The following is a 20,289-nucleotide window of genomic DNA, read 5'->3' as shown; positions in this document are numbered from 1 at the left end:
GCCCAAGCCCGCCGCCGCGCCCAAGCTCACCTACAAGGACCAGCGCGACTACGAGATCCTCCCGGCCCGCATCGCCGAGCTCGAAGCCGCGATCGCCAAGGGCGAGGCGCTGCTCTCGGACCCCGCGCTCTACACCGCCGACCCCGCGCGCTTCGCCGCCATCAGCCAAGGCATCGCCAATGCCCGGGCCGAGAAGGACGCGGCCGAGGAGCGCTGGCTGACCCTCGCCGAGCTGGTCGAAGGATGACCGGCCCCGCAGCACAGGGGCACGACAGCATCGAGGACCTCAACGCGGCCATCGCCGCCTGCACCCTGTGCGCCGCGCACCTGCCGCTTGGCCCGCGCCCGATCACCCGCTTCTCGGCCACCGCGCGGGTGCTCATCATCGGACAGGCACCGGGCACCCGCGTCCACCTCTCCGGCATCCCGTGGGACGACGACAGCGGCGACCGGCTGCGCGGCTGGCTCGGGATCGACAAGGCCGTCTTCTACGACGAGGCCAAGGTCGCGCAGATGCCGATGGGCTTCTGCTACCCCGGCCGCGCCGCCGGCGGCGACGCCCCGCCGCGCCGCGAGTGCGCCCCGCAGTGGCACGACGTGGTGCTCGCCCACCTGCCGGAGGACCGGCTCACGCTGCTCGTCGGCACCCATGCCCAGGCCCGCTACCTGCCCGAGGTCAAGCGCTGGTCGTTGACCGAGCGCGTGCGCGCTTTCGGGCAGTTCGGCAATCGCATCGCCCTCCCCCACCCCGCGTGGCGCTCGCGGCTGTGGATGGCCAAGCACCCGTGGTTCGAGGCCGAGGTGCTCCCCGCGCTGCGGGCGCTGGTGGCGGCCCGCCTCGAGCCTGTTGGAGACACATGAGACACTGTCCAGAGCACGAAAACCGCCTCACCTGATCCGGTAGTAATCCGCCACCCGCTCGAGCGCGATGCGCAGCACCAGCTTGCCGCTGCGCGAGGGCCAGCCGAGGCGCTTTTCGGCCTCCGGCAGCGCCTCGCCCGCGCAGACCACGCGCCACAGGATGTCCTCCAGCCCCCGCCCCGCCGCGCTGATCGCCCCGTCGAAGCGGCGGCGCGCGGCGATGTGCTTCTCGCTCGGATCGAGCCCGCCCGGCGCGGTCGACTTGGCGCGCACCGGGTCCCAGCGCATGGTGATGCTCGCCGGCAGCTGCGCGCGCTCGTAATCGGCCCGCAGCGCCTCGCCCGCATCGAACAGGCGCTCGGAGAGATGCCCGCGCGCATGCAGCCAGGAAAGCGGGCTCTCGGCGAGATTGACCGTCACCGAGCGCGAGCGCGCGAGGCCGCCGGGCCCGGCCGGACGATGGCGCGGGCCTTCGGAAGTCAGTTCGCGTTCGACAAGATGGCGCTTCATGGGCGATTCCTCCGGCTGTTACCGGTGGGGCTTGCCAAAACCGACTATATGTAGGAAAGAAAAAACACCAATACGGTTAGTTGGCAGGGTGAGACAATGAACCGCATCCGCGATATCCGGAAGGCCAAGGGGCTGACGCTGGCCGATCTTGCCGCCGCCTGCGATCCGCCGACCACCGCGCAGACCATCGGCCGACTCGAGACCGGGATGCGCCGCCTCTCGCTCGGATGGATGAACAAGATCGCCGCCGCGATGGGCGTCGATCCTGCCAGCCTGATGCGCGACGAGGCGGCTGCGCCTGCGCAGATCGTCGCCGATCTTACCGCCGCCGGACCGCAGGCCCTGTCCCGCCCGCGCGAGGCGCTTGCGCCGAGCGCCCTCGCCGAGGGTGACGGACCGCCCGCCATGGTCCTCGCGGTCACCGACAGCACAGGCGAATATCGGCCGGGCGACCTCGTGTGGCTGCGCCCCACCGATACGGACAATCTGCAAGGCGCCATGAACCGCGACTGCCTCGTCCCGCGCTCCGGCGGGCGCTTCGCCTTCGGGCGGCTGATCGAGCGCGACGGTGCCCGCGTCCGGCTGCTGCCCCCCGGCGCGGGCGTGAAACAGGTGGTGATCGACAATCCACCCTGGGTAGCGGTCGCCTTCATGCTGGTCAGAGCGCTTTAAGATGCGCGCGCTAGAGAGGCCGGCGTGAAACGCGCCCTCGTTCTCTCGACGCTCTATCCCAACCCGGTGAACCCGCGGTTCGGCACCTTCGTAGCGCGTTCGATCGAAGCGCTGGCGAAGCCTGGGGACTGGCGGGTGACGGTGGTGAACCCGATCGGCCTGCCGCCGCTGGCGCTGGGCCGCTACCGCGCGCTTGCCGACCTGCCGGGCGTGGCCGAGGAAGGCGGGATCACCGTCCACCGCCCGCATTTCTCGCTGATCCCGCGGTTCGGCGCGCGGCTCAATGCCGCCGCCATCGCCCGCGCTGCGGGGTCGCTGGTGCGCAGGCTCCATGCCGAGACGCCGTTCGATATCGTCGATGCCCAGTTCTTCTTCCCCGATGGCCCCGCCGCCGCAATCATCGCGCGCGAGCTCGGCCTGCCACTGTCGATCAAGGCGCGCGGCGGCGACATTACCTTCTGGGGCCTGCAAGCCTTCGCCCGCACCCAGATGGTCGAGGCCGCCCGCCAGGCCGCCGGGCTGCTGGCGGTGAGCCGCGATCTGGCCGCGCAGATGGCGGCAATGGGGATGCCCGAGGACAGGATCGCCCTCCACTACACCGGGCTCGACCGCGACCGTTTCCGGCCCTTCGATCACCCGCAGCTGCGCCGCCAGCTATCGGACGAGCTCGGGTTCGCCATGCCGACGGGGGTGCCGCTGCTCGCCTGCGTCGGCGCGCTGATCCCGCGCAAGGGGCAGGCGGTGGCGATCAAGGCGCTCCACATGGTCCCCGATGCGCGGCTGGTGCTGATCGGCAAGGGCGAGGACGAGGCGGCGTTGCGCGCGCTGACCGCGAGCGAAGGCCTGACCGAAAGGGTGTTCTTTGCCGGCTCGATCGACCACGACCTGATGCCGCTGCTGCTCTCGGCGGCCGACGTGATGGTGCTGCCGACCAACAACGAGGGCCTCGCCAATGCATGGGTCGAGGCGCTCGCCTGCGGGACGCCGGTGGTGACCTGCGATGTCGGCGGCGCGCGCGAGCTGATCGCAAGCGAGACGGCCGGGCGGTTGGTCGAGCGCACGCCCGAGGCGGTCGCAGCGGCGGTCAACGCGATCCTCGCCGCCCCGCCGGCGCGCGAGGCGGTCGCCGCACTGACCGAGGGTTTTTCCTGGGACGCCAATGCCGCCGCGCTGGCGGCGCATTGGGAGGGGCTGGTGGCCTAGAGACCCTCCCCGTTCCATCGGAATGGGGAGGGACTCGAAAGTCTCAGCCCTGCCCCTTCGCCAGCTTTTCCTGCTTTTCGAGCGGCGTTTCTGCGGCGGGAACGAAGCTGTTGGTCGTCACCCCCATCCAGATCAGCAGCGGCCCGGCCATGTAGATCGAGGAATAGGTCCCCACGAACAGGCCGACGGTGATCGCCGCGACCATGCCGAACAGGCTCGGCGGGCCGAAGAACAGCAGCGGGATCAGCGCGATGAACAACGTCAGCGAGGTCATGACGGTGCGCGCCAGCGTCTCGTTGACCGAGAGGTCGAGCAGCGCGCCCATCTCCATCTTGCGGTATTTCTTGAGGTTCTCGCGGATCCGGTCGTAGACGACGATGGTGTCGTTCAGCGAATAGCCGATGATCGCGAGGATCGCGGCGACGATCTGCAGGCTGAACTCCATCTGCGTCAGCGCGAACAGCCCGAGCGTGATCGACACGTCGTGGACCAGCGCGAACATCGCGCCCACGCCGAACTGCCATTCGAAGCGCACCCAGATGTAGAGCGAGACCGCCGCCATGGCCGCGAGCAGCGCGAGGATCGCCTTGTCGCGGAACTCGCCCGCAACCTTGCCCGAAACCGTGTCGTTGCCGTCGACCCGCGCGTCCTTGTAATCGGCCTTGACCGCCGCGATCACCCGCTCGCCGATCGCCTTGGCGGCATCGGGGGCCTGCTCGGCCCCGTCGGGCAGCTTGACCCGGATCGAGACCTGGTTGGGCGCGCCGAATTCCTGCACCACCGGCTCGCCGTAGCCGAGCCCCGCGATCTTCTCGCGCAAGGATGGAATCGGGGCGGTCTGGCTCTGCGTGAAGGTCATGCGCACTTCCTGCCCGCCGGCAAAGTCGACGCCGAAGGCGAGGCCGTTGACCGCCACCGCGACCCAGCTCCCCACGATCAGCACGATGCTGAGCACGAAGAACGGGATGCGGAGCTTAAGGAACTTGATGTTGGTGTTGTCGGGGACAAGCTTCAGGAGTTTCATGGATGCTTGCTCCTCAGATATTGATGTCGTTGGGGCGCGCCTTGCGCAGCCAGCCGGCAACGAACATGCGGGTCAGCGTCACGCCGGTGAACACCGAGGTGATGATGCCGATGAACAGCACCACTGCAAAGCCGCGCACCGGCCCGGAGCCGAAGACGCCCAGCGCCAGCGCGGAGATGAGGTTGGTGAGGTTCGCGTCGAAGATCGCGCGGCTCGCTTCCTTGTAGCCGGTCTCGACCGCGGCGACCACCCGCCGCCCGCGCGCGCGCTCCTCGCGGATGCGCTCGTTGATGAGCACGTTGGCATCGACCGCCGCGCCGATGGTGATGACGAAGCCGGCGATCCCCGGCAGGCTCAGCGTGAACCCGCCGACCGCCATCAGCCCGAGCAGCATCAGCACGTTGAACACCAGCGCCACGGTCGCGTAGATCCCGAAGCGGCCGTAGCTGACGATCATCAGCGCGATCACCGCAAGGCTGCCGATGCCCATCGCGAGCAGGCCCTTGCGGATCGAATCCGCGCCGAGGTCCGGCCCGACGGTGCGTTCCTCGACCACCGCCAGCGGCACCGGCAGCGCGCCCGAGCGCAGCGCAATCGCAAGCTGGTTGGCGCTTTCCGCGGTGAAGCTCCCCGCGATCTGCGCCCGGCCGCCGATGATCGGCTCGTTGATGTTGGGCGCCGAGAGCACCTGGCCATCGAGGATGATCGCGAAGGGCTTGCCGACATTCTCAGTGGTCAGCTTGGCGAACTTCGCCCCGCCTTGCGCGTCGAAGGCGATGTTGACAACGTTCTGCCCGTTCTGCTGGTCGACACCGGCCTTGGCGTCGGTGAGATTGTCGCCGCGGATCCCGCCCAGCCGCTTGACCGCAAGCGCGCCGCCCGCGCCCGGCGTGCCCGGCGCGAAGGCGACGATCTGGCTGCCCGGAGGCGCGATGCCGGCCTCGACATTGCTGGGCAGAGCATTGAGGTCGACCAGCTTGAATTCGAGCTGCGCGGTCTGGCCGAGCAGCTTCTTGAGCGCCTCGGGATCCTGCAGGCCCGGCACCTGCACGACGATCCGGGTCGCGCCCTGGCGGATGATGGTCGGCTCGCGCGTGCCGAGCTCGTCGATGCGGCGGCGCACGACTTCGGTGGCGCTGTCCATCGCATCGTCGATTGCCTGGTTGACGCCCGCATCGGTCTGGGTCAGCACGATGCGCTGGCCATCGACCACGCTGAGCTCCCACTCGCGCACGGTGGTCTGCCCTTGCATCACCGGCTCGATCAGCCCGCGCGCGCGGTCGATATCGGCGGCGTTCTCGAGAATGAAGGACAGCTGGCCGCCTGCGGTCGAAACGTCGCCGATGCGGATGCGCGGCGTCGCGTTGCGCATCAGCTGGCGGACCGTGTCCTCCATGTTCTCGAGCCGCTGCGCGCGCACGTCGGCGGCCTTGGCCTCGAGCAGCAGGTGCGAGCCGCCGGCAAGGTCGAGCCCGAGGTTGACCTGCGGATCAGGCAGCGCCGAAGGCCAGTCGAGCCCGGCGACATTGGCCAGCGAGGGCAGCGCCAGCAGCGAGGCCGCCAGCGTCATCGCCCACAGCGAGAGCTTCTTCCAGAGGGGAAAGTCGAGCATTGCGTCAGAGTCTCACACGCAAGGGTTCATGGTCGGCAGGCCGCAAGGCTGCGCGGCCGGATCAGTCGTTGGCGGGCTTGCCGCCCGGCGCGATGACATCGCCCAGCGTCGCCTTGATCGCCTTGACGCGGACATTGGGGCCGAGATCGAGCTCGACATAGACATCGTCGACCTTGACGACCTTGCCGACAAGGCCGCCCGCGGTGACCACCTGATCGCCCTTCTTGACGGCGGCGACCTTGGCCTGGTGCTCCTTCTGCTTCTTCATCTGCGGGGAGATGATCAGGAACCAGAAGATCGCGATCATGCCGACGATCGGCAGAAAGCTGATCCAGGCCGGCGGCGTAGCGCCCGCCCCGGCAGCGGCAGCGAGAAGGTCGATTGTCATGCGATAGAGCCCGTCAGATCCCGTGAAATTCGTCCGGGGCGTGCGCCCCGTGCATCCAAGTGGGCGCGCCTAGCAGCATTGCAAGCGGGTCGCAATCGCGAGGGGGTGCATACGGTGCACAGGTGCAACGCCGGTGCCCACTCAAACCCGCTTGCCAGCCCGTGACACCGCGCCTATAGGCCCCGCTCCACTGGTGACGGGACGTAGCGCAGCCTGGTAGCGCATCACACTGGGGGTGTGGGGGTCGGAGGTTCGAATCCTCTCGTCCCGACCAGTGGAATTCTCCTGCAAGCCGCCGATCCGCCCCGCGCAATTGCGCGAGAGACACGTGCGGGCTAGGCTGGCGGAACTGTTCCCGCCCGTCGACGAAAGTCCCCCGCCGCCCATGACCCGCTGGCGTCTTGCCGCTCCTGTCGACGATATCCGCGAGGCGCTGCTGGCGCTGCCCGCCCTGCCGGAGCGATTCGCGCTTGCCACGCTGGTCGCGGTCGACGGCTCGGCGCCGCGCGATGCGGGGGCGCAAATGCTGATCACGGACGACGAGCACTGGGGGTTTCTCTCGGGCGGATGCATCGAGGACGACGTCGCCCGCCACGGCCGCGAGGCGATTGCCGAAGGGTGCTCGCGCATCTTGCGCTATGGCGAGGGCAGCCCTTGGATCGACATCAGGCTCGCCTGCGGGTCGGGGATCACCGTGCTGGTCGAGCCGGTTGCCGCCGACGAACCGGCGGTGGCGGCGCTGCTCGACGGGTGGCGCAACCGCGCGCCGGTACTGTGGTCGAGCGACGGCACCACCCGCCACGCCGAAGCCGCAGGCGAGGCGCCTCCCGCCGACCACTGGGACGGCGCGCGCTACACCCGCCTTTTCCCCCCGCCATTGAGACTGGTCCTGATCGGCGAGGATGGTGGAACGCTCACCGCGGCCAGCCTCGCGCTGGCGATGGGCTGGCAGGTCGCGCTGATCACGCCCGGCGGTCCGGAGGCTGCGCCCATGCCGGGCATCGCCTACCACCGCGGCGACCCGGAGGCTGCGCTCGCCGCCATCGCGCCCGACCGCTGGACCGCCATCGCGGTGCTCTCGCACGACCGCGAGGATGACGAGCGCGGGCTGGCCGCTGCCTTGCAGAGCGAGGCCTTCTATGTCGGCGCGGTCGGGGCGCGGGTGCGGATCGAGCAGCGCATCGCCAAGCTGCGCGGCCACGGCGTCCCGGAAGCGGCGCTGGCGCGCCTTCATGCCCCGATCGGGCTCGCCGGCTTCGGCAAGGCCCCGCGCGAGGTGGCGCTGTCGCTGGTCGCCGAGGTCGGTCAGGCCTTCCACGCCGCGGCGGCGGCTTCGAGGTCGGCGGGGGTGTCGATATCGAGCAGCACGCCGCGCTCGGCGGTGTCGAGGTAGGCGGCCCCCGCCCCCTGCGCGCTCAGCAACGCACTCGCCCCGGTGTCGCCCTCGAGCGCCAGCAGGTCGGCGAAGGCGGCGCGGGTGAAGGCGACGGGATGCCCGGGCCGGCCATCGCAGCGGGGCCGCGCGGCATAGCCTGCGCGCTCGGCCGCCTCTATCAGCGGCCCGCACAGCGCCATCGGCACCAGCGGCATGTCGCCGAGGAAGACGCACACGCCCGCGGCTTTGCTGGAGAACGCTGCCACCCCGGTGCGCAGGCTCGCCGCCATGCCTTCGGCCCAGCCGGGCGCGTGACAGACGGACACATCGGCACCCGCCAGCGCGCGTCTGATGCCGACGTCCCCAGCCCCGGTGATGACAATCACCTCGGCGAATCCGACACTGACTACAGCGTCCGCCACGCGCCGGATCACCGGCGCGCCGCCGAGATCGGCCAGCAGCTTGCCGCCACCGCCACCTTTGGCAAAGCGCCGCCCCGCCCCTCCGGCGAGGATCAGCGCCGACCAGCGCTCCAGGCTCAAGCCTTGGCTTGCGTCAGGATCGGCAGGTTGCGGATGCGCTTGCCGGTCAGCGAGGCGAGCGCATTCGCCAGCGCGGGCGTCGCGGGCGGCAGCCCCGGCTCCCCGATCCCGCCGGTCTTCGCCCCGCTGTCGAGGAAGTGCACGTCCACCGCCGGGGGCGCATCGGCCAGCTTCAGGATCGGATAGTCCGAGAAATTGCTCTCCACCACCGCGCCCTTGTCGAGCGTCACCGCCTCGCCGATGCCGGACGATAGCCCCATGATGAGGCCGCCCATGATTTGCGCCTCGGCGTTCAGCGGGTTCACCGTCGTGCCGCAATCGACCACCGCGAAGGCGCGCAGCACCTTGGGGCTGCCGTCCTCTTTCAGAGTGGCCTCGACCACCTCGGCGACGATCGTGTCGAAGCACTCGACGATCGCGATGCCCCGGCCCACGCCAGCGGGCAGCGGCGTGCCCCAGCCCGAGCGCTTGGCGACCTCGTCGAGCACCTTCAGGTAGCGCGATCCCTCGGCGAGATGCTTGCGCCGGAACTGGTAGGGGTCAGCCCCCGCCGCCAGCGCGAGTTCGTCCATGAAGCTCTCGGTGTAGAAGCCCAGCTGCGTCGCGTTGACCGAGCGCCACGGCCCGTCGATCTGGTTCGACTGGTAGGCAAAGTGCCGCCGCGAGGTCGCGGGGATGCTGTAGATGAAGGGCACCTCGCCTTCGGCATTCCCGCTCTGCGCGTAATCGATCCGTAGCGCGGTGATCGCGCCATCCTTGAGCGAGGCCGAAAGCTTCGCCGAGGATTGCGGGCGATAGGAGCCGTGGGTGACCTCCTGCTCGCGGCTCCACACCAGCTTGACGGGATAGGGCACTTCCTTGGCCACCAGCGCGATCTGGTCGATGATCTCGACGATGTCGGGGAAGCGCCGGCCGAAACCGCCGCCCATGATCATCGTGTTGAAGGTGACGTCCTCGATATCGAGCCCGATCGCCTTGGCCGCCCGCGCGCGGGTGCTGAGCGGATCCTGCAAGCCGCCCCAGATGGTGAGCTTGCCGTCCTTGAAATGGCCGGTGAGCGCGAAGGGCTCCATCATCGCGTGGTGGAGAAAGGGGACGCGGTATTCGGCCTCGACCAGCTTGGCGCCGGGGGCCTTGAAGGCGCCGTCAACGTCGCCCGATCCGCCCTCGTTGTCCGCCTTGCCGCCCGCGATCAGCTTGGCTTGCGCCGCATAGATCGCCGGGGTCGAGACCGCCGCATGGCCGCCGTCGGAGAATTTGGGGCTGAGGGCCTGCAAGCCCTTGGTCGCGGGCCAGTAGCCCTTGCCCACCACCACCACCGCGTCGGGCAGCTTGATGACTTTCTCGACACCCTTGACGGCGAGCGCCGGGGCCTCGTCGACGCTCTCCAGCTTGCCGCCGCGCACCGGGGCCGCCGCGATGGTCGCGACGCGCATGTCGGGCAGGGTGAAGTCGATCCCGTAGACCGCCGAGCCATCGACCTTGCCCGGAATGTCACGGCGCGGCACGCCGGTGCCGATCAGCTTCCACTGGTCGCGGGTCTTGAGCACCGGATCGCTCGCCAGCGAGCGCTCCGCCGCGCCTGCCGCCAGCTCGCCATAGCGCAGCGACTTGCCCGACTTGGCGTGGGTGACGACGCTGTCGGCGGTGGTCAGCTCGCTCTCCGGCACGCCCAGCCGGTTGGCGGCTTCGGCGATCAGCGCCGCGCGCACCGCCGCGCCGGTGCGGCGCATCGCGATCTCGCCGGTGAAGCGGATCGCCGAGGAGCCGCCGGTGATCATAAGCGGCATCGAGCGGGCCATCATGCCGATCACGGCATCGGGCAGCAGCCCGGCAGCGAATTCACCGGTCATCGTCGGCAGGAAGCCCTTGGCGAGCGCGCTGTTGGCGAAGGCGAGGTCGGCCGGGGCCTGCTCGATTCCGACCTTGTCCCACTTCGCATCGAGCTCGTCCGCCAGCATCTGCGCGAGCGCGGTGTGCGAACCCTGGCCGAAGTCGATATGCGGCGAGAAGACGGTGACCGTATCGTCCTCGGCAATGGTCATGACGCTGCCGAAAGCGGGCTTGCCCTTGCCGCCGATCAGGGCATTGCCGCGCGCCTTGACCGAGCTGTCGGTCCACCACACGCCGAAGATGCCGCCGCCCACCACCAGCGCGGAGCCGGCGAGGAAGATGCGACGCTTGATGCCCTTCTTCTTGGGCTTGGCCGCGGGCGCAGCGGTTTCCGGCAGGTCGATATCGGGATTGGGATTATCGGCCATCATGCGTCTCCCGTCTGAGCGGTGGCGGCGGCGCCCGTCGCCGCGAGGATCGCCTTGCGGATGCGCGGATAGGTGCCGCAGCGGCAGATATTGGTCATCGCCTCGTCGATCTGTTCGTCGCTGGGCGAGCCGACCTGATCGATCAGCGCGACAGCCGCCATGATCTGGCCCGACTGGCAATAGCCGCATTGCGGCACCTGAGCCTCGATCCACGCCTGCTGGACCTTGTGGAGCGTGCCATCGGCAGCCTTGAGCCCTTCGATAGTGGTCACCGCCTTGCCCGCGACCTCGCCCACAGGCACGCTGCACGAGCGGGTGAGGTTGCCGTCGACATGGACCGAGCAGGCCCCGCAGGCGGCGATGCCGCAGCCGAACTTGGTGCCGGTAAGGCCGAGATCGTCACGCAAGGCCCAGAGCAGCGGCGTGTCGGCATCGGCCTCCACGCTCACTGGCTTGCCGTTCACAGAAAATGCGATTGCCATGAGGCGGCGCTCCCCCGCTGGTTGGTAATTTGGGTTGTGTATAGCAACGCATGGCCCTCCTCTCCAAACGGAAAGACGCTTGCCCGCGCGGCCTGCGGCAAATGACGCAGGCTTGCGATGGGCAGGCGCGCTTCGTAAGCGCTTGGGGACCGAGGAGAGGAAGTCCGATGCCCCACACCATTCCCACCCCGCCGAGAATGCGCTCGTGGCTGTTCGCGCCCGGCGACAGCGAGAAGAAGATGGGCAAGGCCGAAGGGGGCGCGGCGGATATCGTGCTGCTCGATCTCGAGGATTCGGTCTCGCCCGAGAACAAGCCAGCCGCGCGCCAGATGGTCGCGGCGCAGATCGCCGCCTCGGCGAACAGGGCGCGTTTGTGGGTGCGGATCAATCCGGTCACGGGGCACGACTGCATCGCCGATCTTGTCGCAATCATCCCTGCGCGTCCCGGCGGGGTGTTCCTGCCCAAGGCCGAAGGGGCGGCGGATGTGACGCGGCTCCACCACTATCTGACCGCGCTGGAGGCGGCGAACGGGATCCCGCTGGGCCGCACCCTGATCGCCGCGCTGGTGACCGAGACGGCGGCGGCGATGTTCAAGACAGGCGACTACGCGGGCGATTACCCCGGCAAGGCGCGGCTGGTGGCGATGAGCTGGGGGGCGGAGGACCTGTCCTCGGCGCTCGGCGCGCGCGAGCAGCGCGGGCCGGATGGCGAGTATTCGCACACCTACGAGATGGCGCGCAGCCTGTGCCTGATCGGCGCGGCGGCGGCAGGCGTGGCGGCGATCGAGACGGTGCAGCCCGAATTCCGCGACCTCGAGGCACTGGCGGCCCGCGCGCGGCGGGTGCGGGCCCAAGGGTTCGGCGGAATGCTCGCGATCCACCCTGCGCAGGTCGATCCGATCAACGCAGCCTTCACCCCCAGCGCCGAGGAACTCGCCCACGCCCGCGCCGTGGTGCAGGCCTTCGCCGATCACCCGGGCGCGGGGGTGGTGGCATTGGACGGCGCGATGCTCGACCGCCCGCATCTGGTGCTGGCGCAGCGGCTGCTCGCCGAAGCGGGCGCGCAATAGGTTATTTCCTTTTCCTACTCTAACCTATTTGGTTATTTGGTTACGCGACTCACCTGAAAGGAGCGCGCGCCATGGCCCTCATCGACGTCCTCATCGGCCCCATCGCCTCGATCATCGACAAGATCATCCCCGACAAGGAAGCTCAGGCCAAGGCCAAGCTCGAGCTGATCGCGCTGCAGGGCACGCAGGAAATGCAGATGCTCGAGACGCAATTGCAGGCGATCGTCGCCGAGGCGAATTCGAGCGACCCGTGGACCAGCCGCGCGCGGCCGAGCTTTCTCTACGTGATGTACATCCTGCTGCTCGCCTCGCTTCCGATGGGGGTGCTCTCGGCCTTCAACCCCTCGGCCGCGCGCGAGATCGCGGCGGGGATGAACGCTTACCTCGCAGGGCTGCCCGAGCCGCTCTACGCCCTGTTCGGCACCGGCTACCTCGGCTACACGGCGGCGCGCCAGTGGGGGAAGGTCAAGGGGGTGGACCGGTAGGGCCACGTTCACCTTGCATTTGTACAAGCAAGCGTACATTTAATGCGCAAGGAGCCCTGCCATGAACGTGATGACCTACAGCGAAGCGCGCAAGAACCTGAAGTCCGTGATGGACAAGGTGGTCGAGGACCATTCGGAAGCGATCATCACCCGCCGCAACGGCGAGGCAGTGGTTATGGTTTCGTTGTCGGACTGGAACTCCATCCGGGAAACCGAATACCTGCTTTCCTCACCTGAGAACGCGAAACGCCTGCGCAGCGGGATCGAGCAGTTCAATGCCGGTAAGGGGCTCGTGCGCGATCTGGTCAGACCGTGAAGGTCGCGTTCTCGCAGGAAGCGTGGGACGAGTACAAGGTGTGGATCGAAGGCGACCGTAAGGCGCTGGATAGGCTTAATGGCCTGATTGATCAGTGCTGCCGAACACCGTTCAACGGAACCGGCAAGCCGGAGCCTCTGCGGGGCGATTTGCAAGGCTGGTGGTCTCGGCGGATCACGCAAGAGGACCGGCTGGTATACCGTGTGACCGGTAAAGGGGTCGAACAAACGCTGGAAATTATCCAGTGCCGGTCGCACTACTGAGCCCATGACCAACCTCGTCTACGTCCTCAACGGCCCCAACCTCAATCTCCTCGGCACGCGCGAGCCGGAGATCTATGGCACCACCACCTTGGACGATATAGCCGGAATGCTCGAAGACCGCGCCCGCGAACTCGGGCTCGAAATCGACATGCGCCAGACCAATTATGAAGGCGCGCTGGTCGACTGGCTGCACGAAGCGCAGGCCGAGGGCGCGCGGGCGGTGCTGCTCAATGCGGCGGCCTATACCCACACTTCGGTCGCGCTGCTCGACGCGATCAAGGCGATCCGCACGCCGGTGATCGAGGTCCACCTCTCCGATCCCAAGACCCGCGAGCCCTTCCGCCACCTTTCCTACGTGGGCATGGCCGCCGCCAAGACCGTCGAGGGCCACGGAGCGCGCTCCTACATCATCGCGCTCGAAGCCGTAGCGGCAGGTGAGGTCTGAAATCGTCACGCCACTTTCACATTTTGCACCTCTGCCACTTGCCTGCCGCAATTGGCGGCAATAGACGCTGCCGCTTTCAGGTCGCACGGCACTCAACAAGGGGCATACATGGCAAACGACGCTGGCCAATCCGGCAAGGCAAACGGGCGCAAGTCGGGCATGAACATCGATACCGCGCTGGTGCGCGAACTCGCCGAACTGCTCAACGAGACCGGCCTTACCGAGATCGAGGTCGAGGATGACGACCGCAAGATCCGCGTCTCGCGCGGCGCAGTGGCCACTGCCGCGCCCGTATACGCCGCAGCTCCCGCTGCTCCGGCTGCAGCCCCCGCGCCGGCCGCTGCCGCGCCTGCTCCGGCAGAAGCCGCAGCGCCCGCCGGCCCCGACCTCAAGAACGCGGTCAAGTCGCCGATGGTCGGCACCGCCTACCTGACGCCCGAGCCAGGCGCTGCACCCTTCATCACGATCGGCAAGGACGTGAAGGAAGGCGACACGCTGCTGATCGTCGAGGCGATGAAGGTCATGAACCCGATCACCGCGCCCAAGTCCGGCACGGTCACTGCGATCCTGATCGAGACCGCCCAGCCGGTCGAATTCGACCAGCCCCTCGTTGTGATTTCCTGATCCCATGGGCATCAAACGCATCCTGATCGCCAATCGCGGCGAGATCGCCTTGCGCATCCACCGCGCGGCGCATGAAATGGGGATCGAGACGGTCGCGGTGCACTCCACCGCCGATGCCGACGCGATGCATGTGCGCCTCGCCGACCACGCGGTGTGCATCGGCCCGCCGCCTGCGGCCGAGAGCTATCTCAACATCGCCAACATCATCTCGGCCGCGGAAATCGCGCAGTGCGACGCGATCCACCCGGGCTACGGCTTCCTATCGGAGAACGCCAAGTTCGCCGATATCGTCGAAGCGCACGACATCATCTGGATCGGCCCCAAGCCCGAACATATCCGCACGATGGGCGACAAGATCGAGGCCAAGCGCACCGCGGGCGCATTGGGCCTGCCGCTGGTGCCGGGCTCGGACGGCGCGGTGTCCGACATCGCCGAGGCCAAGGCGATTGCCGAGGCGGCGGGCTACCCCGTCATCATCAAGGCCGCGAGCGGCGGCGGCGGGCGCGGCATGAAGGTGTGCAACAGCCCGGACCAGCTCGAAACGCTGATCCAGCAGGCGGGCAGCGAGGCCAAGGCCGCCTTCGGTGATGCGACGGTCTATATCGAGAAGTACCTCGGCAACCCGCGCCACATCGAATTCCAGGTGTTTGGCGACGGCAACGGCAACGCGATCCATCTGGGCGAGCGCGACTGCTCGCTTCAGCGCCGCCACCAGAAGGTGCTCGAAGAGGCGCCCTCCCCCGTCATCAGCCACGAAGAGCGCATGCGCATGGGCGAAGTCTGCGCCAAGGCGATGCGCGACATGGGCTATCGCGGTGCGGGGACAATCGAGTTCCTGTGGGAAAACGGCGAGTTCTACTTCATCGAGATGAACACCCGCCTGCAGGTCGAACACCCCGTGACCGAGGCGATCACCGGCCTCGACCTCGTGCGCGAACAGATCCGCATCGCCGAAGGGCGCCCGCTCTCGGTCACGCAGGACGAGCTCGAGTTCAAGGGCCACGCGATCGAATGCCGGATCAACGCCGAGGACCCGTTCAACTTCGCCCCTTCGCCCGGCCTCGTGAGCTATTTCCACGCGGCCGGCGGCATGCATGTGCGGGTCGATAGCGGGCTTTACGCGGGCTACCGCATCCCGCCGTACTACGACAGCATGATCGCCAAGCTGATCGTCTACGGCCGCACCCGCGAGGGCTGCATCATGCGCCTGCGCCGCGCGCTCGAGGAAATGGTGGTTGAGGGCGTGAAGACCAACATTCCGCTGCACCAGGAACTGCTGCGGCAGGACGATGTGCTCAACGGCGACTATTCGATCAAGTGGCTGGAAAATTGGCTGGAGAGCCGAGAGGTCTGAGCGATCTGCGGCTCGACCGCGACGGGGCGCAGCTGTTTGCAGGCGCCGCCACTGCCATGTTGCCCGCACTGGAGGAATGCTATTCCGCCGCGCCGCCTGCGCCCGGCAGGCGCATCACCCGGCTCGGCGCATTGGCCCCGTTCCTGACGGGTTCGGGGGCGATCGCGGAACTGGTGGTACGGCTGGCGGGGCGCTCCATGCGTCCGGTGCGCGCCATCGCTTTCGACAAGTCGCCTGACGCCAACTGGGCGCTCGGTTGGCATCAGGACCGCACGATCAATGTCGCCGCCCGGGCGGAGGTTGCGGGATATGGCCCATGGACAATCAAGCAGGGCAGCCCCCATGTCCAGCCGCCCTTCGACGTGATCGCGACGATGCTGACGCTGCGCATCCACCTCGACCCGGTCACCCCCGACAACGCGCCGCTCGAGATCGCCCTGGGATCGCACCGCCAAGGCTATATCGCCGAGCCCGATGTCGCGGCTACCATCGCCGAAAGCCCCTTGGCTACGTGCCTAGCGGCCCCCGGCGACGTCTGGGCCTATGCCACGCCCATACTACACGCCTCGCAGCGCTCGCGCGGGACGGCGCGGCGGCGGGTGGTGCAGGTCGATTTCAGTGCAGCCGAACTTCCCGCACCGCTTGCATGGGCGCTCACGGTCTAGCGCATGTCCTTGCTGCCGGAGCGCAGGAACCGTTTGCCGCCTCGTGCGCTGTGACATTGATGCTGCACCGCAACATGCGTTGCAGCACGCCACGTTGATTTGACGCGCAATTGTCCGCCGCACCCGCTAACAAGGCATCGGGATTGCGTTGGACGACGTGTGGCAAGGAGTGCCTGAATGAACCGCAAGACCCAGATTGTCGTCGTCGGCGGGGGCGCGGGCGGGCTGGAGCTGGTCCGCAGGCTCGGCGCCAAGTATGGCCGCAAACGCCACGACATCATCCTTGTCGACAAGAACCTGTCACACATCTGGAAGCCGCTGCTGCACGAGGTCGCGGCGGGCTCGCTCGACGCCAATCTCGACGAGGTCGGCTATCGCGGGCACTGCTTCCGCTGGGGATACCGCTTCTTTCAGGGCAGCCTCGAGGGCATCGACCGCGCCGCGAAGACCATCCGCCTCGCCCCCGTCAAGGACGAGGACGGCAGCGAGCTGATCGCGGGCCACACCATCCGCTACGATATCCTTGCCCTCGCGCTGGGATCGGTCTCGAACGATTTCGGGGTGCCGGGGGTGAAGGAGCACTGCCTCTACCTCGACAGCCGCGAACAGGCCGACCGCTTCCGCACGCGGCTGCTGAACCACTGCCTGCGCGTCAGCCGGGCGATGATGAACGATCCCGGCGCGGACGAGCAGGTGCGCGTGGCGATCGTCGGCGGCGGGGCGACCGGCGTGGAACTGGCGGCCGAGCTCTACAATGCGGCCGGCGCTTTGCGGCACTACGGCCTCGAAGTGTTCGACGAGAGCCGGATGCATGTGACCCTGCTCGAAGCCGGCCCGCGCATCCTGCCTGCCCTCCCCGAAAAGCTGGCGGCGGCGGCCAAGCACGAACTCGAAGTGCTCGGCGTCCAGGTGCGCCCGGGGGTGCAGGTGGTCGAGGCCCGCCCGCGCCAGCTCGTCACCAGGACCGGCGAGGTGATCGAGGCCGATCTCATCGTCTGGGCGGCGGGCGTGAAGGGCGCGGATTTCCTCAGCAGTCTGGGGCTCGAGACCAACGGGCGCAACCAGATCATCGTCACCGACACGCTCCAGACGCGCGAGGACGCGTGCATCTACGCGCTCGGCGACTGCGCCAGCTACACGCCCCCGGGCGAGGACCGCCCCGTCCCCCCGCGCGCGCAGGCCGCGCACCAGATGGCCGAGACGGTGTTCAAGAACATCGTGCGGATGCAGCAGGGGCGGCCGCTCACCCATTTCGTCTACCGCGACAAGGGCTCGCTGGTGTCGCTCTCGCGCTTCTCGACCGTGGGGAGCCTGATGGGCAACCTCATCGGCGGGAGCATGGCCATTGAAGGCCGGCTGGCCCGGTTCATCTATACCTCGCTTTACCGCCTGCACCTGATCGGCATTCACGGCTGGATCAAGGCGACCTTCCTGATGCTGGTCGGCCGCGTGAACCGCATCGTGCGGCCGAGGCTGAAGTTGCACTAAAAGTCGATCTTAAGGCGCACCTCGCCGCCCTGGGCGTTGATGCCGCCCACCGCGGGCGCGGTTGCATTGGCCTCGGCGCTGGCGGTGTCCGAAAGCCTGATGATGGCGCGCGGGATGGCGCTGCCGAAGCCGTCGTCGACCGGGCCGACCACCGGGCCGAGGCGCGGCGCGGGGCCGGTGGCGGCGCAGACGACGATCTCGGAATTGAGCGGATCGGCGGGCGTGTCGGTGCATGGCTCGGCGGGTGGCGGTGGGACGAACTGCGTGAGGTCGATCACCACCCGCTCCTCCGGCTCGCGCAGACCAAGCGGAACGGCGGGTGCCACTGTCTCAGCTCTGGCTGGTGGCGGCGGCGCGGGAGGTTCATCGAACATGCTGCAACCCTCTGTGAGATCGCCGGAGGCGTAGCATGGAATTTTCGTCAATAATATCAGAACATCGCGCCAATCACTGCGGGGTGCCCGGCTTGAGAGCCCTCCTGATCGGGCGATCAATCAGCACTTCTCCAAGCCAAGCCGTCACAAAGCATCCGGCAACCGCTGCGAGACCAATCAGCCAGGCAGGCAAAGCAAGCTGACCGCTCACCCCCAGAGCGGCTTGCAGGATGGGATAATGCAGCGCGTAGAGCGGAAAGGACAGATCGCCCAGGATTTTCGGCAACCGGCTCGACGCCCCCCCCCCCGCGAAGGCCAATGTGGCGATCGCGAGGGGGTAGACAAGGAACACGCAGGCCGCCTCGACCAGCTTGCCCTCCGGCAAGGCGAAGGTCGCGCAAACAACAGCGATCACGAACCATTCGGGCATCTGGGCGGGCGACCACCGGCTGCGGTAAAGCAAGACGCCCAAGGAAAAGCCGTAGATGGCACGAACACCGCCCCAAGTCTGGACGTCGAAGAGGTCGAACGCCAAAATGATCGCGAGCGCCACGGCTGACATCGCAACGACACCGAGCAACCAGCGGGTCTTGCTTAGGGAAAAGAACAGGGCAAAGCCCGCGTTGACGATCAGTTCGAAAAACAGGGACCACGCGGGCACGTTCAGCGGGAAGAGGTCGCCTGCCGCGGGCGCTGGCACATAGGCCAGCGCCAGAACGGAGAAGCCGATCACCTCCGCAATCGACAGGGCTGCGGGAGGTGCGACGATGTTTTCCAGCGCCAGCCATGCCGCACCGAACGCCGTGCCGAGGGCAAACAGCGGCCAGAACCGAGCGGCCCTCGCGAGGATGAAGGTGCGCGGGCTGAGGCCGGCCTCGAACCGCGGGTCATACGAATGCGCGATGACGAAGCCCGACAAAATGAAGAACAGATCGACGGCAAGATAGCCACTTGGCGCCAGCTGGGTTCCGAACACCGCTTTGGCGTGGAACAGCAGCACCGCTACCGCAGCAAGACCCCGCAAGCTGTGAAGCCCATGAAAGGTTGTGCCCATTTGCGGCGCCCCCCACCGATCAGCGCGGTACGTCGTTTACAGCGGAACTCCCGGCTCCTGCTTGGCGGTGCGGATCGTGAGCGAGGTCTTCACGCTTTCCACATTGGGCGCAGGGGTAAGCTTGCCGGTCAGGAATTCCTGGAAGCTCTGCAGGTCCTTGCTGACGATCTTGAGGATGAAGTCGATTTCGCCGTTGAGCATGTGGCACTCGCGCACTTCGGGCAGCGCGCGCATGTGCTCCTCGAATTCGCGCAAGCTGCTTTCGGCCTGGCTCTTGAGGCTCACCATCGCGAAGACGGTGATCGCGAAGCCCAGCTTGGACGGGTCGAGATCGGCGTGATACCCGCGGATCACTCCATCCTCCTCCAGCCCGCGCACACGGCGCAGGCAGGGCGGCGCGGTCAGCCCCACGCGCTGCGCGAGTTCGACATTGGTGACGCGGCCTTCCGCCTGCAGTTCCGCCAGCAGGCGACGGTCGATTTCGTCAAGATTGGCCACTCAGTTCCTCCGGCACGCCCCCCTTGCCCCTGCAAGGCCGTGCATTGTGATATCCATGAAACAACCGGCTTGCCCGATGGCCCGCTCGGCTAATATTATTAGGTCTGGCAGCAATTGTCCCGCTTTGCAACGCGCCTTTCACGCCAGACTGTGACAATTTCCCCATCCTGATAAGACGGTTTGGCGCAGTCTGCCTATCCTCGCCCTGCGGCAGGTGCGAAAAGATGCGAATCGCTGCCTGGCGGCGTGCTTCAGGAGTTGCCCCGCGTGTTTTTCGACGACCGCCTTGCCACCGTGCTGCGCCAGCGCGCCACCGGCGAGGCGAGCATGCGCACCCAGTACCGGCAATTGATCGATCTGCTCGGACGCGCGCAGGCGCATTCCGGCAGGCGCGACCGCAGCCTGCTCGCGGCGGCGTGGCTGCGGCTCGATGCGCTGGCGGACGCGATTCCCCCCGCGACCCGCGCGAGCATGATCCGCGAGCCCGGCTGGCGTTTCCAGAGCCCCGATCTGGTGGTGCATCTCGCCGAGCAGGAGCCCGAGGTGGCCGCCGCTGCGGTGACCCGCGCCGACCTTGCGAGCGAGGATTGGGCCGCGCTGATCCCGCGCCTGCCGGTGCGTGCGCGCGGCTTCCTGCGCCTGCGCCGCGATCTGCCGATCGATGTCGAGGCGCTGCTCGAACGGCTGGGGGTGCATGACCGCGGCCTGCCGGCGCCCGCACCG

Annotated in this window: 24 protein-coding genes, 1 tRNA gene and 1 pseudogene; 16 read left to right on the top strand and 10 right to left on the bottom strand. The window is 67.9% G+C overall.

Going from position 1 to position 20,289, the window contains the following annotated elements:
- A partial coding sequence (locus AX708_RS13285) for an ABC transporter C-terminal domain-containing protein (RefSeq protein WP_233999661.1) occupies positions 1 to 247 on the top strand: 247 nt, incomplete at its 5' end.
- Positions 244 to 861, top strand: coding sequence for a uracil-DNA glycosylase family protein (locus AX708_RS13280; RefSeq protein WP_066525734.1), 618 nt, complete (start codon positions 244 to 246; stop codon positions 859 to 861). The genes AX708_RS13285 and AX708_RS13280, both read left to right, overlap by 4 nt.
- A gap of 27 nt (positions 862 to 888) precedes the next feature.
- Here the strand turns inward: AX708_RS13280 and AX708_RS13275 are convergent, their stop codons facing one another.
- Positions 889 to 1,371, bottom strand: coding sequence for a DUF6456 domain-containing protein (locus tag AX708_RS13275; RefSeq protein WP_066525737.1), 483 nt, complete (start codon positions 1,369 to 1,371; stop codon positions 889 to 891).
- 96 nt (positions 1,372 to 1,467) lie between these two features.
- Here AX708_RS13275 and AX708_RS13270 point away from each other — a divergent pair, with 96 nt between their 5' ends.
- Together AX708_RS13270 and AX708_RS13265 are read left to right on the top strand one after the other, a co-directional pair.
- Positions 1,468 to 2,043: a helix-turn-helix domain-containing protein gene (locus tag AX708_RS13270; protein WP_066525738.1), complete on the top strand. Its 576-nt coding sequence runs from the start codon at positions 1,468 to 1,470 to the stop codon at positions 2,041 to 2,043.
- A 24-nt stretch (positions 2,044 to 2,067) separates the two neighbouring features.
- The gene (locus tag AX708_RS13265) at positions 2,068 to 3,246 is read left to right on the top strand and encodes a glycosyltransferase (RefSeq protein WP_066525740.1); all 1,179 of its coding nucleotides are present in this window, start codon (positions 2,068 to 2,070) and stop codon (positions 3,244 to 3,246) included.
- A gap of 43 nt (positions 3,247 to 3,289) precedes the next feature.
- Here AX708_RS13265 and secF read toward each other — a convergent pair whose 3' ends face one another.
- The 3 genes from secF to yajC all read right to left on the bottom strand — a co-directional run bounded on the left by secF (position 3,290) and on the right by yajC (position 6,270).
- Positions 3,290 to 4,270, bottom strand: a complete 981-nt coding sequence (secF, locus tag AX708_RS13260; RefSeq protein WP_066525746.1) for a protein translocase subunit SecF — start codon at positions 4,268 to 4,270, stop codon at positions 3,290 to 3,292.
- A gap of 13 nt (positions 4,271 to 4,283) precedes the next feature.
- Positions 4,284 to 5,882, bottom strand: a complete 1,599-nt coding sequence (gene secD / locus AX708_RS13255) for a protein translocase subunit SecD (protein WP_066525748.1) — start codon at positions 5,880 to 5,882, stop codon at positions 4,284 to 4,286.
- A gap of 61 nt (positions 5,883 to 5,943) precedes the next feature.
- On the bottom strand, positions 5,944 to 6,270 hold the full coding sequence (gene yajC / locus AX708_RS13250; RefSeq protein WP_066525751.1) for a preprotein translocase subunit YajC: 327 nt from the start codon (positions 6,268 to 6,270) through the stop codon (positions 5,944 to 5,946).
- Between the two features lie 197 nt (positions 6,271 to 6,467).
- Between yajC and AX708_RS13245 the strand changes: the two genes are divergently transcribed.
- Positions 6,468 to 6,544, top strand: a tRNA-Pro gene (locus tag AX708_RS13245).
- A 111-nt stretch (positions 6,545 to 6,655) separates the two neighbouring features.
- Positions 6,656 to 7,663: an XdhC family protein gene (locus AX708_RS13240; RefSeq protein ID WP_066525753.1), complete on the top strand. Its 1,008-nt coding sequence runs from the start codon at positions 6,656 to 6,658 to the stop codon at positions 7,661 to 7,663.
- Here AX708_RS13240 and AX708_RS13235 read toward each other — a convergent pair.
- From AX708_RS13235 to AX708_RS13225, 3 genes are read right to left on the bottom strand one after another with little or no spacing between them, the layout of a single operon-like run.
- Entirely contained in the window at positions 7,576 to 8,187 is a 612-nt protein-coding gene (locus AX708_RS13235) for an NTP transferase domain-containing protein (protein ID WP_066525755.1), read from the bottom strand. The two genes, AX708_RS13240 and AX708_RS13235, sit on opposite strands and share 88 nt — an antisense overlap.
- Positions 8,184 to 10,451, bottom strand: coding sequence for a xanthine dehydrogenase family protein molybdopterin-binding subunit (locus AX708_RS13230; RefSeq protein WP_197425878.1), 2,268 nt, complete (start codon positions 10,449 to 10,451; stop codon positions 8,184 to 8,186). The genes AX708_RS13235 and AX708_RS13230 overlap by 4 nt, the downstream gene beginning before the upstream one ends.
- Positions 10,448 to 10,930, bottom strand: coding sequence for a (2Fe-2S)-binding protein (locus AX708_RS13225; RefSeq protein ID WP_066525759.1), 483 nt, complete (start codon positions 10,928 to 10,930; stop codon positions 10,448 to 10,450). Before AX708_RS13225 ends, AX708_RS13230 begins: the two co-directional genes overlap by 4 nt.
- Before the next feature lie 167 nt (positions 10,931 to 11,097).
- On the opposite strand from AX708_RS13225, the gene AX708_RS13220 reads away from it, so the two are divergent.
- The 9 genes from AX708_RS13220 to AX708_RS13180 all read left to right on the top strand — a co-directional run bounded on the left by AX708_RS13220 (position 11,098) and on the right by AX708_RS13180 (position 17,640).
- Entirely contained in the window at positions 11,098 to 12,000 is a 903-nt protein-coding gene (locus tag AX708_RS13220) for a CoA ester lyase (RefSeq protein WP_066525761.1), read from the top strand.
- A 71-nt stretch (positions 12,001 to 12,071) separates the two neighbouring features.
- Entirely contained in the window at positions 12,072 to 12,485 is a 414-nt protein-coding gene (locus tag AX708_RS13215) for a holin family protein (protein ID WP_066525765.1), read from the top strand.
- A gap of 61 nt (positions 12,486 to 12,546) precedes the next feature.
- Positions 12,547 to 12,801: a type II toxin-antitoxin system Phd/YefM family antitoxin gene (locus AX708_RS13210; RefSeq protein WP_066525767.1), complete on the top strand. Its 255-nt coding sequence runs from the start codon at positions 12,547 to 12,549 to the stop codon at positions 12,799 to 12,801.
- Positions 12,798 to 13,064, top strand: a complete 267-nt coding sequence (locus AX708_RS13205; RefSeq protein ID WP_066525770.1) for a Txe/YoeB family addiction module toxin — start codon at positions 12,798 to 12,800, stop codon at positions 13,062 to 13,064. The genes AX708_RS13210 and AX708_RS13205 overlap by 4 nt, the downstream gene beginning before the upstream one ends.
- Positions 13,065 to 13,068: 4 nt before the next feature.
- Positions 13,069 to 13,509, top strand: coding sequence for a type II 3-dehydroquinate dehydratase (locus AX708_RS13200; RefSeq protein ID WP_066525772.1), 441 nt, complete (start codon positions 13,069 to 13,071; stop codon positions 13,507 to 13,509).
- A 108-nt stretch (positions 13,510 to 13,617) separates the two neighbouring features.
- On the top strand, positions 13,618 to 14,133 hold the full coding sequence (accB, locus tag AX708_RS13195; protein WP_066525775.1) for an acetyl-CoA carboxylase biotin carboxyl carrier protein: 516 nt from the start codon (positions 13,618 to 13,620) through the stop codon (positions 14,131 to 14,133).
- A gap of 4 nt (positions 14,134 to 14,137) precedes the next feature.
- Positions 14,138 to 15,487 (top strand): acetyl-CoA carboxylase biotin carboxylase subunit, encoded by a 1,350-nt coding sequence (gene accC, locus AX708_RS13190; RefSeq protein WP_066525777.1) that lies wholly within the window; start codon positions 14,138 to 14,140, stop codon positions 15,485 to 15,487.
- Positions 15,488 to 15,543: 56 nt separating this feature from the next.
- Positions 15,544 to 16,152, top strand: a complete 609-nt coding sequence (locus AX708_RS13185) for a phytanoyl-CoA dioxygenase family protein (RefSeq protein ID WP_082745410.1) — start codon at positions 15,544 to 15,546, stop codon at positions 16,150 to 16,152.
- Between the two features lie 177 nt (positions 16,153 to 16,329).
- Complete coding sequence (locus AX708_RS13180) at positions 16,330 to 17,640, top strand: NAD(P)/FAD-dependent oxidoreductase (RefSeq protein WP_066525781.1); 1,311 nt, start codon at positions 16,330 to 16,332, stop codon at positions 17,638 to 17,640.
- On the opposite strand, the gene AX708_RS13175 is transcribed toward AX708_RS13180, so the two are convergent.
- The 3 genes from AX708_RS13175 to AX708_RS13165 all read right to left on the bottom strand — a co-directional run bounded on the left by AX708_RS13175 (position 17,637) and on the right by AX708_RS13165 (position 19,566).
- Positions 17,637 to 18,014 carry a hypothetical protein gene (locus AX708_RS13175; protein ID WP_156443271.1) on the bottom strand — a complete coding sequence of 126 codons (378 nt, stop codon included), beginning with the start codon at positions 18,012 to 18,014 and terminating at the stop codon, positions 17,637 to 17,639. The genes AX708_RS13180 and AX708_RS13175 overlap by 4 nt on opposite strands.
- A gap of 73 nt (positions 18,015 to 18,087) precedes the next feature.
- On the bottom strand, positions 18,088 to 19,068 hold the full coding sequence (locus AX708_RS13170) for an acyltransferase (RefSeq protein ID WP_082745411.1): 981 nt from the start codon (positions 19,066 to 19,068) through the stop codon (positions 18,088 to 18,090).
- Positions 19,069 to 19,104: 36 nt separating this feature from the next.
- The gene (locus tag AX708_RS13165; protein WP_066525791.1) at positions 19,105 to 19,566 is read right to left on the bottom strand and encodes an Lrp/AsnC family transcriptional regulator; all 462 of its coding nucleotides are present in this window, start codon (positions 19,564 to 19,566) and stop codon (positions 19,105 to 19,107) included.
- Between the two features lie 267 nt (positions 19,567 to 19,833).
- On the opposite strand from AX708_RS13165, the pseudogene AX708_RS13160 reads away from it, so the two are divergent.
- Positions 19,834 to 20,289, top strand: a pseudogene (locus AX708_RS13160) (sensor histidine kinase); the annotation flags it as partial.

It is taken from the genome of Erythrobacter sp. CCH5-A1, assembly GCF_001557115.1.
Taxonomy (GTDB): Bacteria; Pseudomonadota; Alphaproteobacteria; order Sphingomonadales; family Sphingomonadaceae; genus Erythrobacter.
The sequence above is the reverse complement of the archived record's forward strand: the minus strand, read 5'-3'. Positions and strand labels throughout refer to the sequence as shown.